The 13,822-nt window shown below is 46.7% G+C and carries 17 protein-coding genes and 1 tRNA gene; 6 read left to right on the top strand and 12 right to left on the bottom strand.

The genetic code is table 11. The features are described 5' to 3' along the window. Positions 1-188: 188 nt before the first annotated feature. On the top strand, positions 189-557 hold the full coding sequence (locus tag ACFCTO_RS05750) for a DUF2513 domain-containing protein (RefSeq protein WP_278967786.1): 369 nt from the start codon (positions 189-191) through the stop codon (positions 555-557). Here ACFCTO_RS05750 and ACFCTO_RS05745 read toward each other — a convergent pair. Next, positions 535-768, bottom strand: a complete 234-nt coding sequence (locus ACFCTO_RS05745; RefSeq protein ID WP_499876514.1) for a hypothetical protein — start codon at positions 766-768, stop codon at positions 535-537. The two genes, ACFCTO_RS05750 and ACFCTO_RS05745, sit on opposite strands and share 23 nt — an antisense overlap. Before the next feature lie 63 nt (positions 769-831). Between ACFCTO_RS05745 and ACFCTO_RS05740 the strand changes: the two genes are divergently transcribed. Then, the gene (locus tag ACFCTO_RS05740) at positions 832-1,287 is read left to right on the top strand and encodes a hypothetical protein (RefSeq protein ID WP_499876513.1); all 456 of its coding nucleotides are present in this window, start codon (positions 832-834) and stop codon (positions 1,285-1,287) included. 23 nt (positions 1,288-1,310) lie between these two features. On the opposite strand, the gene ACFCTO_RS05735 is transcribed toward ACFCTO_RS05740, so the two are convergent. Both ACFCTO_RS05735 and ACFCTO_RS05730 read right to left on the bottom strand, forming a co-directional pair. Then, positions 1,311-1,643: a hypothetical protein gene (locus tag ACFCTO_RS05735; RefSeq protein WP_499876512.1), complete on the bottom strand. Its 333-nt coding sequence runs from the start codon at positions 1,641-1,643 to the stop codon at positions 1,311-1,313. Positions 1,644-1,712: 69 nt separating this feature from the next. Beyond that, complete coding sequence (locus ACFCTO_RS05730; protein WP_113856250.1) at positions 1,713-1,928, bottom strand: helix-turn-helix transcriptional regulator; 216 nt, start codon at positions 1,926-1,928, stop codon at positions 1,713-1,715. Between the two features lie 194 nt (positions 1,929-2,122). Between ACFCTO_RS05730 and ACFCTO_RS05725 the strand changes: the two genes are divergently transcribed. The 4 genes from ACFCTO_RS05725 to ACFCTO_RS05710 all read left to right on the top strand — a co-directional run bounded on the left by ACFCTO_RS05725 (position 2,123) and on the right by ACFCTO_RS05710 (position 6,065). Next, a complete protein-coding gene (locus ACFCTO_RS05725; protein WP_113856251.1) occupies positions 2,123-2,551 on the top strand; it encodes a helix-turn-helix domain-containing protein in 429 nt (142 codons plus the stop codon). A gap of 40 nt (positions 2,552-2,591) precedes the next feature. Then, on the top strand, positions 2,592-3,170 hold the full coding sequence (locus tag ACFCTO_RS05720) for a hypothetical protein (RefSeq protein WP_499876511.1): 579 nt from the start codon (positions 2,592-2,594) through the stop codon (positions 3,168-3,170). 176 nt (positions 3,171-3,346) lie between these two features. Next, complete coding sequence (locus ACFCTO_RS05715) at positions 3,347-4,324, top strand: Abi family protein (protein WP_499876510.1); 978 nt, start codon at positions 3,347-3,349, stop codon at positions 4,322-4,324. A 106-nt stretch (positions 4,325-4,430) separates the two neighbouring features. After that, positions 4,431-6,065, top strand: a complete 1,635-nt coding sequence (locus ACFCTO_RS05710; RefSeq protein WP_499876509.1) for a recombinase family protein — start codon at positions 4,431-4,433, stop codon at positions 6,063-6,065. On the opposite strand, the gene ACFCTO_RS05705 is transcribed toward ACFCTO_RS05710, so the two are convergent. The 9 genes from ACFCTO_RS05705 to ACFCTO_RS05665 all read right to left on the bottom strand — a co-directional run bounded on the left by ACFCTO_RS05705 (position 6,052) and on the right by ACFCTO_RS05665 (position 13,814). After that, a tRNA-Arg gene (locus ACFCTO_RS05705) sits at positions 6,052-6,128 on the bottom strand. The genes ACFCTO_RS05710 and ACFCTO_RS05705 overlap by 14 nt on opposite strands. 167 nt (positions 6,129-6,295) lie before the next feature. Then, positions 6,296-7,177 carry a 4-hydroxy-tetrahydrodipicolinate synthase gene (gene dapA / locus ACFCTO_RS05700; RefSeq protein WP_292299877.1) on the bottom strand — a complete coding sequence of 294 codons (882 nt, stop codon included), beginning with the start codon at positions 7,175-7,177 and terminating at the stop codon, positions 6,296-6,298. 24 nt (positions 7,178-7,201) lie between these two features. Beyond that, complete coding sequence (locus ACFCTO_RS05695) at positions 7,202-8,239, bottom strand: aspartate-semialdehyde dehydrogenase (RefSeq protein WP_292260207.1); 1,038 nt, start codon at positions 8,237-8,239, stop codon at positions 7,202-7,204. A gap of 27 nt (positions 8,240-8,266) precedes the next feature. Further along, positions 8,267-9,064: a 4-hydroxy-tetrahydrodipicolinate reductase gene (gene dapB / locus ACFCTO_RS05690; RefSeq protein ID WP_292260205.1), complete on the bottom strand. Its 798-nt coding sequence runs from the start codon at positions 9,062-9,064 to the stop codon at positions 8,267-8,269. 340 nt (positions 9,065-9,404) lie between these two features. After that, complete coding sequence (recN, locus tag ACFCTO_RS05685; protein WP_499876508.1) at positions 9,405-11,087, bottom strand: DNA repair protein RecN; 1,683 nt, start codon at positions 11,085-11,087, stop codon at positions 9,405-9,407. 7 nt (positions 11,088-11,094) lie between these two features. Continuing rightward, entirely contained in the window at positions 11,095-11,550 is a 456-nt protein-coding gene (gene argR, locus ACFCTO_RS05680; protein WP_014015971.1) for an arginine repressor, read from the bottom strand. Beyond that, positions 11,522-12,136, bottom strand: a complete 615-nt coding sequence (mnmM, locus tag ACFCTO_RS05675) for a tRNA 5-(aminomethyl)-2-thiouridylate-methyltransferase MnmM (RefSeq protein WP_499876507.1) — start codon at positions 12,134-12,136, stop codon at positions 11,522-11,524. Before mnmM ends, argR begins: the two co-directional genes overlap by 29 nt. Then, positions 12,129-13,001: an NAD(+)/NADH kinase gene (locus ACFCTO_RS05670; protein WP_292299880.1), complete on the bottom strand. Its 873-nt coding sequence runs from the start codon at positions 12,999-13,001 to the stop codon at positions 12,129-12,131. The genes mnmM and ACFCTO_RS05670 overlap by 8 nt, the downstream gene beginning before the upstream one ends. 9 nt (positions 13,002-13,010) lie before the next feature. Further along, entirely contained in the window at positions 13,011-13,814 is an 804-nt protein-coding gene (locus ACFCTO_RS05665) for a TlyA family RNA methyltransferase (protein ID WP_020310387.1), read from the bottom strand. Positions 13,815-13,822: the final 8 nt, after the last annotated feature.

Here is a 13,822-nt window from a genome sequence, read left to right as displayed (position 1 = left end):
TTAATACAAAAATTACTATCCGGAACCTTACAATGACATTGAAGACAATCAACATATTTTTTACCAGCCAGAGCTGTGTTCCCACACGGCTCTTTTTCCTTATCTGGCTTCATATTTATCTCCTTTTTGTATCTCGTTCACTCCTGTTGCTTCATGCTATAATTAAAACAAGGGAGATGATGAAAATCATGAAACGTGATTTAGATCTGCTTAGGAAGATGTTGCTTCGTATCGAAGAGTTAGACTCAACTAAAAGCAAAATCACTATTAACAGCTTTTCCGATTTATGTGACTATCCACCACTTATTTCACTTCACATTGAACTATTAATTGACGATGGCTTCATTGAAACGTCAGAACCTATTTATTGTGGCCCTATCAGTGATTATTGGATTTACAGACTCACATCATCTGGATACGATTATTTAGATGCCATTCGAAATCCATCCATTTGGCAAAGTACATTGAATAAAATCGAATCGGTTGGTGGTAGTGTTACCCTGGACATTGTTAAATCTATTGCTGTATCTATCATCAAAAGCCATCTAGGTATTTGATTTCTTGCTGAATAACACCATCTATTTCATCAAAAACTTTCTCGTATCTAGTTACTGTTTCTCGTGGTTCCCCTAAAAGAAACGGGTGTAACTTTTCCAGCATTTCAAATTTTTTATTTAACAGAAGCTGTAATCTTTTTTCTGCTGCATATCTTTTAGTTTGATTTTGAGCCATGCCTTTACACGTCTCTTTTCCCTTATCTGGCTTCATATTTATCTCCTTTCCGTTTTCTTTCCCTCCGTGTTATACTCATATCAACAGGAGGCGAATACAATGCTTGAAATTGTTTTTACTGGAATTGGTTCAGCCATTTTCAGCATAATGGTATATTTTTATAAAAATTGGCGTAAAACCGTGAATAAGGATAAACAAATATATCAAAATTACCTTTGGTGGATTCAGCTAAATAATGAAATAATTAAAAACATGAAGCACAGTCAGTCAACCATTGAAAACTCTTGCTCCCAATTTCATCTTCTTGAACCCTACACGTTAAATTACATCGAAATTTTTGATGATTCTCTACGTGTACAAATGCTTGCTTATGACATATTGATTCAAGGGGCATTGGTAAAAAAAGGAATTACCTCCACTGACTTAAATCAATTAGAATTTGAATCACAATCTATTCATCATACCCTTTCCCAACGCATAAAATTTATTGATGAATATATTGGCAAATTTGCTGTTTCAAGCTTTATTTTGTTCTTTGCATTACCCCCTCTTTAATCAAGATCATTGCCAACAAATACTTAATCAGGAGTAATACTGGCAATAAAAAATAATATGAATCCAAAAAAGATTATTCCGCTTAAACCTGCTAATGATGTTATCCAATCTCCACCAATTACGGCCTTATATCCGGCATCTATGAGCAGTGCAAAAAGACAACACCATAAGATGTATAAAAGGCAACTATTTTCTTTCTGAAATCCTTGTATGTATAGCAGTCGGTATATTTTTTCAAATCTTTTCTTCTCTTCCTGACTAAGCGTTCCCTTACAGTACTCTTGATATTGCCTCAGAAGGTCTTTTTGAGCCTCGTTCATGTGAGGCTCTTTTTCATTCACCATGTCCATGTCCATACCCTCACCTCTTTAATCACTTCAAAATAATTCCTTCCATGTTTTCCCTTCTCTCTAGTACTGCCTGATTTAGGCAACTTTATTGCCTTCGGTAGCAAACAAAACTTCTAAAGGAGTATCCACCCCTAAAAAATCCTTTATTTTTTTTGCTAATGCAAGGCTAATGTCGCTTTTGCCTGTCAACTTATCAGATATTGTAGACAATGCTAATCCCAATGCTTTAGCTAAATCTATTCGTCTGATATTTTTTCTTTTTAATTCTGCTTCTAAATTCGGATAATACATTTTTTCACCTCCTTATACCTCCTTATATCGCCTGTATTAACGAAAATTCGTTAACTTTAATTATATTATATTTGAATTTTCGTTAACGTCAATATGTATTTACGAATATTCGTTAATTTATATTGATTTTTCGGTATTCTAATGCTATGATATGTTTAGAAATAGGTTGTTCAATTTAAGGTGGAGTGATAATTGTGACTATAGAAGATAAATTAAAATCATTAATTTTATCAAAGCATAAAAGTTTAAGAGACTTTTGTATTACAATTAATATTCCTTATTCCACTATGACTAGCATCCTTAAACGTGGAGTCGATAATGCAAGTATTAGTAATATCATTAAAATTTGCAGTTATTTTGGCATCAGCGTAGATGAACTTTCAAAAGGTAATATTGTTCCAATTTCTTTGGTTACCTCTCCATCCCTCATTTCAGAGTATACTGAACAAGAAAAAAAACTAATAATTGAATTCCGTATGCTATCACCAGAAGCTCAATCATCAGTGTGTGATTTTATCAAGTTTAAATTGGCCTCAGAATCTACAAAAAAAAAGCCCGAAAAAGATAACTTGATGGTAGCAGAATCCCAGTTACCCTATGACGATAAAAAAACAGATGTATGAAAAATCAATTCAATATAATAGCACGAAAGGACTTGATATCATGTACATTGCAGATCCGGATAATCATAATAAATTATATCGACAAGATATTGAAGAAGGTTATTACGAAGAATTATCGGATTACTTTTTTGAGCGTTATGAATCTAAAATAAGTAAATGGGAAGACAAAGCTGATAATATGACAAGTAAGGTTTATAATCCAGGCACTCACCCTGATAAAGCCTTACAAATTTTCGATAAGGCTTTACAGTATTTATCTGATGAAGCTCTTCCTTTTTTCAAGGAAAAAGAAGAATATTATGGTCCGGAAATTATGGATGATTATAATTCGATGGTTGATTCAATAAAAGAAGATAAAGAAAATTTCAAAGAAAATGAGTATGATGAAATGCTTATTGAGTATAACAATTATATTGCAGAGAAAAATAAGCTTAAGCAAATAAAAAAAGAAGTAAAAGCGAAAATAAAAAAGGAAAATATCATGAAACGCTCCGATTTAATGAAGTGCTTTGATAAAGAGGATGCAGCGCTTGTCCGTCGTTCTTTAAAAGAATTTGCTGATAAAGACATTATTGAAATTTATAAAGACGGATCCCGATATATGATAAAGTTTTTGTAAAAAAGTGATTATCAGCGCTATTATCTCAAAATGACTTTGCAAAACATTTGACAAAACAAATAAATGTAGTATAATGATTGATAAGCGAATAAGTGGTAAACCTGCGGGTAAGCCACGGGCCTTATCAATCTGCGGATTGGTAAGGCTTTTTTTATTTATCAGAAAGGCTCCTCATTATGAATAAACCATTTAAAACATACAATCAGCAACTTAAAATATTACGCAATCGCAATTTAAATATTCCTAATGGAAGTAAAGCACTACGTATTTTACGTAGAGAAAACTACTATAACATTATTAATGGGTATAAAGATATCTTTTTAGATAAAGGTTACACAACGGATAGATTTAAGGATGGTACTTCTTTTGATGATATTTATGCATTATACTCTTTTGATTGCAATCTTCGTTCTATTCTGCTGAAATATATTCTTCGACTTGAGTCTTCACTAAAAACAAAAGTTTCATATCGCTTTTCTGAAAAGTATCCCTCTAATTTCAGTTATTTTGATATAAGCAACTTTAGAAACAATATTGAGTCAGTAACAAACCTTATTGCACATATTTCCAATGTTGTTAAAAACAATGTAGAACCACCTCGAGCAGGTATCCCTATTTCTCCATTTTCTCATTATCTTAATACTCATAAAGAATTACCTCTCTGGGTTCTTATTAAAAGATTGTCCTTAGGTGAAACATCCTATTTTTATACATCTCTTACAGATGATTTAAAAGTCAAGATTTTAAATGATATTTATACAGAGTATCAGCAGGAATATGGTATTCGTCCAAAAAAAACTGCAGGAACAAATGAAATTTCTAGTTTTTCTCAAATGATAAGATTCATTGTAATATTCAGAAACTTATGTGCTCATGGCGAGCGTACGTACGATTATGTTGCGAAACATAAAGGCCATATACCCAATATCCAGTTTTTCTATTTAAGCCAATCTCCTCGTTTTACTAGTAAAGTAGTCGATGTAATAAGAATATTAGGACTATTCCTTATAAAATCTGATTATAAAACCCTTTTAAAAGAACTTTCCGTTGAAGTTAAAGCGCTATCTGATGAATTACCACAAAATACAATGAATGCTGTACTTATTAAATTAGGGTTTTCTAAAAACTGGAAATCAGACCTCATTCTCCCTTAAAAATTGAAATAGCTGAAATCGTTATCGTCAACTATTACCCGGCCGCATAATCCACTAAATATCTAAATAAAAAAATCCCCGTCTCCTGGACCAACAGGAAACGGGAATGCCAGCAGCATTGGCGTACTGCATGGCAAGTGTAAATCTTGTGTTTGCTTGGGCTGATTTACGTATTTATTATACCATAATCAGCCTTGTTTTAGAAAGAAGGACTGATTATATTATGACAAAAAATGCAGTTATTTACGCCCGCTTCAGCAGTGACAAACAGCGGGAAGAATCCATTGATGGCCAGATTCGTGAATGCCGGGCCTTTGCAGAGGCTAATGAAATCAATATTATCAATACCTATATCGACCGGGCCATGTCTGCCCGCACGGATCAGCGCCCGTCATTCCTGCAAATGGTCAAAGACAGTGCCAAACATCTATTTGACTATGTAATCGTTTATCAGCTCGATAGATTTTCCCGCAGTCGCTACGATTCGGCCATATATAAACACCGACTGAAGAAAAATGGAGTCAAAGTATTGTCGGCTAAGGAAAATATCAAAGATGATCCCAGCGGAATCCTTCTGGAATCTGTTATTGAAGGCATGGCAGAATATTACAGTGCCGAATTATCTCAAAAAGTCAAACGGGGAATGACGGAAAATCTATTGGAAGGCAAGTGGATTGGTGGCATTGTTCCCTTTGGCTATGAACTCACATCGGAAAATAAACTGGCCATCAGTCCCGCAACAGGCCATCTGGTTTCCGAAATCTATGATAAGTACTTATCTGGTGTAAAAATGACAGATATTTTGAGCAAATTAAATAGCCTGGGTATCAAAACCCAGAGAGGATGCAACTTCACGCGCAACAGCCTGAACCGCATCCTCAAAAATCAGATCTACACGGGAACATTTACCTGGTCCGGTACATCCTATCCTGATTATGCCCCGGCACTCATCACACAGGAGCAATATACAGCTATGCAGAATTTATTTGAATCTCGCAAACGAAAAAACAATACCGCCCGCCGCGTGTCTCCCCAGTATGCCCTAACAGGGAAAATCTACTGTGGCACGTGCGGGCTTCCCATGACCGGATATTGTGGCAAGAGTCATACAGGCACCACGTACTACTATTACCAATGCTCTTCCAAAAATAATAAATCAGAAAAAGCTGCGCGGTCCCAGATTGCCTGTGATGCCAAAAACATAAACCGTGACAAGCTGGAGAAATTGGTTCTCGATACAACTATCAGTATACTCAAAAACAAAGACGCCGTAAAATGCATTGCAGACCAGTGTATGGCCATCCAAAAGGCCGAACTGGAACACAAACCGGCAGAACAACTGCGCCTGGAATCTCAAATCAAAGAAATTGAAAAACGACTGAAAAACAGCGTAAAAGCCGTTGAAAATGGTCTTATCTCCCAAACCATAACAAACAATATTGAAACTTATGAAAAACAGCTCACAGAGCTAAATGCACAACTTGACGGCGTTAAATTAGACACTCACATCATTCCCATCACAGAAGAAGCGGTCATCTATTATCTGAACCAACTGACAGAACGGGCAAATAAAAAAGACGGATATAGCCTCGATACCTTCGATGACTTCATCCGTCGTGTCGTAGTGACCGGGAAGCGTGTAGACATATATTATAACTACACTGCAGTTCCCAATATACTCGAAAACCCCGCAGTCAAAATGCTGCGGGGTTCGAGTGAAGATTGTTTGGTGACCCGGTAGGGATTCGAACCCTAGACCTACTGATTCGTAGTCAGTCACTCTATCCAGCTGAGCTACCGAGTCATATCTTGTCGTTCCTGACGACTCATATATAATAACAAGAAATCGGGGATATGTCAAGACTTTTTTTAAATAAAACCAAGTTTATAGAAACGTCTCCGGCCCGCTGGGCCACCTCCCCTATAAGGGAGGCTTGAGTACAGGTCGGAGAGGTTTCCATTTATCAGCACTTATAATCTGCCGATGTCTTTCAGGTATTGTTCGCACTTGGCCTTGATTTCCGGTGTGGCGTCTACCAGGGGCAGGCGGAACGGGCCGGCCGGGAAGCCGAGCATGTTGAGCATGGTTTTGATCGGGACCGGGCTGACCGTGCAGAAGCAGCCTTTCATGAAGGGCAGGTACTTCTGATGGAGGGCCGCTGCCTTCTTGACGTCGCCGTCTTTGTGGGCCTGGATCATTTCGTTCATTTCCTTGCCGATGACGTGGGCAGCGACGGAAATGACGCCTTCGCCGCCGACAGCGACGATAGGCAGGGTCAGGTTGTCATCACCGCTGTAGAGATGGAACCCTTCCGGGGCATTGGCTGCGACGTAACCGGCGTAGTCCAGGTCGCCGCTGGCATCTTTGAGGCCGATGATGTTCGGGAAGTCATGAGCCAGCTGGCAGACCGTCTGCGGTTCGATTTTACCGCCTGTACGGCCCGGTACGTTGTAAATGAAGATAGGCATGTCCGTCGACTTGGCGATAGCTGCAAAATGGGCGTAACAGCCTTCCTGGTTCGGTTTATTGTAATACGGGACGATGCACAGCAGGGCATCGATGCCCGTATCTTTCGCTTTCTGAATCATGGCGATGGTCTGAGCCGTATTGTTGGTCCCGACATTGCCCATGACCAGGGTCTGGCCTTTCAGGGCATCGGCTGTGACTTTGAAGAGCTTGAGTTTTTCTTCTTCCGTCATGACAGCCCCTTCACCTGTAGTAGCACCGACGAGGATGGCCGAGCCTTCGTCAGCATATTTCTTAGCCAGTTCGACGGCAGCTTCGTAATTGACGGAGCCATCCTGATGGAACGGCGTAATCATAGCGACAATAACATTGGGAAACGTTAACATAAAGGATTCTCTCCCCTCTTCGTACTAGTGGATCATGTCGTGGGCCAGCATGTATTCGGCAATCTGCAGGGCATTGAGCGCAGCGCCTTTGCGGATCTGGTCACCCGATACCCAGAGGTTGATGGCTTTCGGGTTGTAAAGATCCTTGCGGATACGGCCGACGTAGCAGTCATATTTTTCCGACGTGAACAAAGGCATAGGATATTCCATTTCAGCCGGATTATCCTGGACCTGGGCACCCGGGAAAGCATCGATGGCTTTGCGGACGGCATCAACTGTCAGTTCATCGGCCGTTTCGACATAGACCGATTCGGCATGGCTGCGGAAGACCGGGACGCGGACCGTCGTAGCCGTAATGGCGATGGAGTCATCGTGGAGCATCTTGTGCGTTTCGTTGACCATCTTCATTTCTTCTTTGGTGTAATCTTTTTCTACGAATTTATCGATCTGCGGAATGAGGTTGAAGGCGATGGGATAATGCTTGGGCAGGCTCTTGCTGGGCAGGATCTTGGGCTGCATTTCTTCGCCTTTGAGGTACGCTTCCGTTTCATCGCGCAGTTCGTCGATACCTTCTTTGCCGGCACCGGATACGGCCTGATAAGTGCTGACGATGATGCGTTTGATCGGCGACAAGTCGTGAATCGGCTTGAGGGCCATGAGCATGATGATCGTCGAGCAGTTCGGGTTGGCAATGATGCCCTTGTGCCAGGCAATATCTTCAGGGTTGACTTCCGGTACGACCAGGGGGACATCCGGGTCCATACGGAACGTGCTGGAGTTGTCGATGACGACGCAGCCCCGTTTAGCAGCTTCGGGTCCCAATTCCTTACTGATCGAGCCGCCGGCGAACAAGCCGATATCAACACCGTCGAAAGATTCCGGTTTGGCTTCTTCAACCGTATATTCCTGGCCGTTGACGGTCAATTTCTTGCCAGCCGAACGGTACGATGCTAATAACTTCAACTTGCTGTACGGGAATTTGCGTTCTTCGATCAAGCGGATAAATTCCTGGCCTACGGCACCTGTGGCACCTAAAATCGCTACTACCGGTTCTTTTGTCATAACAAACTTCCTCCCCTAATGGTTCTTTTATAAATAGTTTTCCAGTCCAAAGGTCAAACCCGGACGGGAGCTTACTTTTTTGACGGCTAAGACGACGCCTGGCATGAAGGACTTGCGGTCCATCGAGTCGTGGCGGATGGTCAGCAGTTCGCCGTACCCCCCAAATAAGACTTGCTGATGTGCGACGTAACCCGGCAGGCGGACGCTGTGGATAGGGATCCCGGCGACAGAGGCACCGCGGGCGCCGTCGAGGCTTTCATGGGTCTTGTCCGGAGCCGGTTTAGCACCAGCGGCCTTGCGGGCAGCTTCGATCTTATCAGCTGTCATGATGGCCGTACCAGACGGCGCATCCAGTTTATTGTTGTGATGGAGTTCGATGATTTCGACATCCGGCAGATACGGAGCGACTTCTGTCGAGAGCTTCATCATCAGGACGGCACCGATGGAAAAGTTCGGCGCAATGAAGATGCTGGTCTTCTTTTCCAGTGCCAGGGCGTTGAGTTCGTCGCGCTGGTCTGCTGTCAGGCCCGTCGTACCGACGACCATATTGACGCCGTGTTCGATGCAGGTCTTGGCGTTGTTGAAGATGACTTTCGGCGTCGTGAAATCGACGACGACATCCGGTTTGATGTCGTCCAGGGCGGCGCCCAGGTCATTGCGGATGGCCAGGCCTAAGTGGCCGACACCGGCGATATCGCCGACATCTTCACCGACATGAGTGATGCTGATACCGCCAGCGACTTCCAATTCCGGATCTTCAAAGACAGCTTTGACGACCTGGCTGCCCATGCGGCCATCGGCACCATTGACTAATACACGAAGCATATTTATCCCTCCTATGGGTTCGTTTTCGTAGAACTTCTATTTTTTGAAATTATAATTAACTATATACCTATCACGGACATTCGTCAACCCGTAAAGCAATGTCGAATCGCAAGTCAAGGGCATTACATGCCCTTTCCTATGATTGGGGCATCCGATAGGTCCGGACCAGTACGACGACACAATTCAGGCGGGCGTCCCACGTGGCGCCCCTACAGCGCAAGTCAAGGGCATTACATGCCCTTTCCTATGATTGGGGGCATCCGATAGTCCGGACCAGGGCAATGACACAAATTCAGGCGGGCGCCCCACGTGGGCGCCCCTACAGCGCAAGTCAAGGGCATTACATGCCCTTGACTTGCTTTACGATCTGGCGGGCGGCTTCGATGCTGGCCTTGGTCGTATCGTTGCCGGCGAACATGCGGGCGATTTCCAGGACGTGTTCCCCTTCCGAGAGGCCCCGGACCTGGGTGACCGTGCGGCCGTCCATTTCTTTCTTATATATGAAATAATGGTGGTCGGCAATGGCCGCCGTCTGCGGCAGGTGGGTAATGCAGAAGACCTGGCCCTGGCCGGAGAGCTGGCGGATATGGTCGGCGACCTGCAGGCCCGTCTGGCCGCTGATGCCGACGTCGATTTCGTCGAAGATCATCGTCTTGCCCGTCGTCCGTTCCGGACCGGCCGTCTTCAGGGCCAGGGCAATACGCGATACTTCGCCGCCCGATGCTATCTTGGCCAGGGGCTGCATATCTTCGCCCGTATTGGCCGAGAAATAGAGCTCGATACCGGCTGAACCATCCGCTGTGATGTCCTTCATCGGTTCGATGTGGAAGGCAATACGGCTGTTCAGCATGCCCAGCTTATTGAGCGTCGCCGTCATGTCCTGACTGAACTGGCTGTCGGCGTCACGGCGCGCGGCCGCCAGGACCTGGGCCTGCTGGCGCACAGCTGCGGCCTGACGGGCCAATTTCTCTTCCAGCTTGGCCAGATGGCTTTCGGACTGGTCGAGCCGTTCGTAATCGGCCTTGGCCTTGGCCAGGAATTGCAGGATATCGGCGACGGTGAAGCCGTATTTGCGCTTGAGCTTTTCAATCGACGCCAGGCGGGACTGCATGGCATCCAGGGCCCGTTCATCGAAGTCGAAAGAATCGGCATAGCGCAGGAGGCCGTCGTGGACATCTTCGATTTCATAGGACAGGGTCTCGACTTTGCCGGCCAGGGCACTGAAAGCGTCATCGTAAGCCGACGCCTTTTCCAGGCTGCGGTGGATGGTCTCGATCTGTTCGATGACGCCGGGCTGGCGTTCGCCCCCTTCCAGGGCAAACATGGCTTCCTTCAGGTTATCCTTGATGTGTTCGGCATGGGAAGCCTTGTTGATTTTCTGTTCCAGTTCGTCGTCTTCCCCTTCTTTCAGGGCGGCCCCTTCGATTTCCTTGATCTGGAAGGCCAGGATACTGAGCATCCGCGCCTTTTCACTTTCATCGTGGCGCAGGGCCTTGATTTCGCCTTCCGTCTGATGCCACTGGCGATATAGTTCGTCATAGTCCTGGCGGGCCTGACGGACGTCGGCCGTGAGGCCGTCGAGGATGGCCACGTGGTAAGACGGGTTGAAAATCAGGCTGTTGTCGAACTGGCCGTGGATATCCAGGAGGTATGCGCCGAGGCGCCGCAGGACTGTCGTCGGCACCAGCGTGCCGTTGACCAGGATCGTCCCGCGGCCGCTGCACTGGAACTGGCGGGAAATGATGAGCTGGCCTTCATCGACTTCGATGTGATTATCGGTCAGCAGCTGTTCCAGCCCTTCTGGCAGGGGAGAAAAAAAGAACGCGCCTTCGACGAGGAATGAGTCCGTCCCGTGACGGACGAACGATGCCGATGCGCGTTTGCCTGCCAGCATACCGATGGCGTCGAGGAGAATCGATTTGCCGGCGCCGGTTTCGCCGGTAAAAATCGTCACCCCGTCGCCAAAAGTAAGGTGCAGGTCTTCAATCAGAGCAAAATTGTGGATGTGCAGGGACTGCAGCATAAGGGCCTCATTCCTTCATCAGCGATACGATAAGTTTGACCAGTTTCGGAACCGTTTCCGTGTCCTTGACGATGAGGAGGACCGTGTCGTCGCCGGCCAGGGTGCCGATGACATTTTCCCAGCGGGCATGGTCGATGGCGGCGGCAATGGGATTGGCCGAACCCGGCAGGGTATGGACGATGATCTGGTTATACGCCGAATCGACGCGGACGATGGAGTCCTGGAACAGGCGGGCCATGCGGTTCTTGGACATGAGCATGTTCTGTTCCGGCGACAGGGCATAGCGGTAATGGCCGTCACTGGTCGGGACCTTGATGAGCATGAGCTCTTTGATATCGCGGGAAACCGTAGCCTGTGTGACTTCGATGCCTTCTTCCTGCAAGGCCTTGGCTAATTCTTCCTGCGTTTCGATAGGACGGGACTGGACAATTTCTTTAATCTTGGTGTAACGGAATCTCTTCATAATGACGTTTCCCTCTTTTCTGTACAATATATAATACGGGTGGACAATGCACCTCATTGACGGGTTGCCAGGACGAAATATGGAAGTCCTGCTGGGGTATGGTCTGTAAGAACGACCGCAGCGCCTGTTCTTCACAAGCCCCGGCCTCCGTACCGGGATAGGCTGCTATCATAATTAGCCCATTTATCGCAATTTTATTCAAGCCTATTTTTATAGCTTTTAGTGTTATTTCACAATTTGTATGGATTTTATGGTCACCAGATGGCAAATAGCCTAAATTAAATACGATAATGTCAATGTCTGACTGTACATCAGCCAGCAGTTGTTCATGGGACCCGCAGCGGCAGCGGACGTCCTTGTCCCCCAGGCCTTCGTCCTGCAGGCGCTGGCGCGTGCGCTCGATGGCACAGGGCTGGATATCGAAGGCGTAGAGGACGGCGTCATCAGGCATGGTGCGGGCCAGGAAGGCCGTGTCGTGGCCGTTGCCGCAGGTCATGTCGACGAGGACATGGGCCTGGCGGGCGTAGGGTTCAGTCATCATATGTGATACCGTAACGGCATTGCGGAATGGATACATGTCAATCATTTCCCATCATTTTCGTAAATAAGTTGCTATAGAAATAATTCTTGTTGAAGCGGATGATCTTCAAGACGTGGTTGGACTTGCGGACCTGGAGGGTCATGTTGCGCATGAGTTCCTGGTCCATCATGCCGTCGACAGAGACGCGGACGCTGTTGCGGCTGTTGGCCACGGTCACCGACACCTGGTCGTCATCGCGCAGGACCAGGGGCACTTTCAGCAGCAGATGCGGGCAGATAGGCGTGACCATGATACAGGGCACGCTGGGCGCGACGATAGGGCCGCCGCTGGAGAAAGTATAGCCCGTACTCCCCGTCGCCGTGGCCACGATGAGGCCGTCGCCGGGATACTGCTGGATGAAGTGGCCGTTGATGCTCAGGTCGATGCGGATGAGCTTGCCCACGTTGCCGTGGCCGATGACGATATCGTTGAGGGCATCGGGCAGGGACTGGACCAGGCCGTCTTCATAGCACAGTTCTGAATGGAGCATCATCCGTTCTTCCAGGAAATAGCGGCCGGCCAGGATGTCTTCCATGCGCTTTTCCAGGGTCTTGGTTTCGACTTCGTAGAGGAAGCCCAGGGAGCCCAGGTTGATGCCGCAGACCGGGACATCGGCTTCAGCGAACTGTTTGGCCATCTTGAGGATCGTCCCGTCGCCGCCGAGGATCATGGCCACGTCGATGGTGCTGTAAATGGTCATGCGCGGCCGCAGGTGTTCAGCGCCGATGCGCTGATACGCCGGCTGGCGGCTCTCGCTGACGTAGGCTGGCAGGTAATATTCAATGCCATGTTTTTCACAAATCTTGATCATCTGCTGGACAATGGCAGCACTTTCACGTTTAACGAGGTTCGGGAAAATACCGATACGCATGGGGATCACCTACATTTCATGGGATTTACCGACGATATCATCGACGACAGCGTCGGTGATATCGTTATGGCACGGGTCATCTTTACGGCTGTACAAGAGATATTCAATATTGCCGTCAGCCCCTTTGATGGGCGAAAAGGTCAGGCCCAGCGGCGACAGGCCGCAGTCGGCGATACCGTCCGTGACGTGGCGGATGACGTCGCGGTGGACCTGGATGTCGCGGACGATGCCGCCTTTGCCGACGTGTTCCCGGCCCGCTTCGAACTGCGGCTTGATGAGCGTGACCATCGTGCCGCCTGCCTTGAGCAGCGGTTCGACGGCCGGCATGATCTTGAGCAGGGAAATGAAGGAGACGTCAATGGAGATGAAATCGACGGGCTCGCCGATATCTGCAACGGTGACGTTGCGGATATTGGTCCGTTCCATGTTGACGACGCGGTCATCAGTCCGCAGTTTCCAGGCCAGCTGGCCATAGCCGACGTCGACGGCAAAGACCTTGGCCGCGCCGCGCTGGAGGGCGCAGTCCGTGAAGCCGCCTGTCGAGGCGCCAATATCCATCATGGTCTTACCCGTCAAGTCGATGGGAAACGTTTCCATGGCCTTTTCCAGTTTCAGGCCGCCCCGGCCGACATAAGGAATGGGATTGCCCTTGACGGTAATATCTACGTCGACGGGCAGCTTCGTGCCCGCCTTATCGACGCGCTGGTTATCGACGAAGACCAGGCCGGCCATGATGGTCGCCTTGGCCTTTTCCCGGCTTTCAGACAAGCCGCGGCTGACGAGAAGCACGTCTAATCTTTCTTTATGCTGCATACCTGTAA

The sequence above is a fragment of the Megasphaera indica genome (genome assembly GCF_046614755.1).
GTDB lineage: Bacteria > Bacillota > Negativicutes > Veillonellales > Megasphaeraceae > Megasphaera > Megasphaera intestinihominis.
This window is presented reverse-complemented; position numbering and strand designations above follow the sequence as displayed.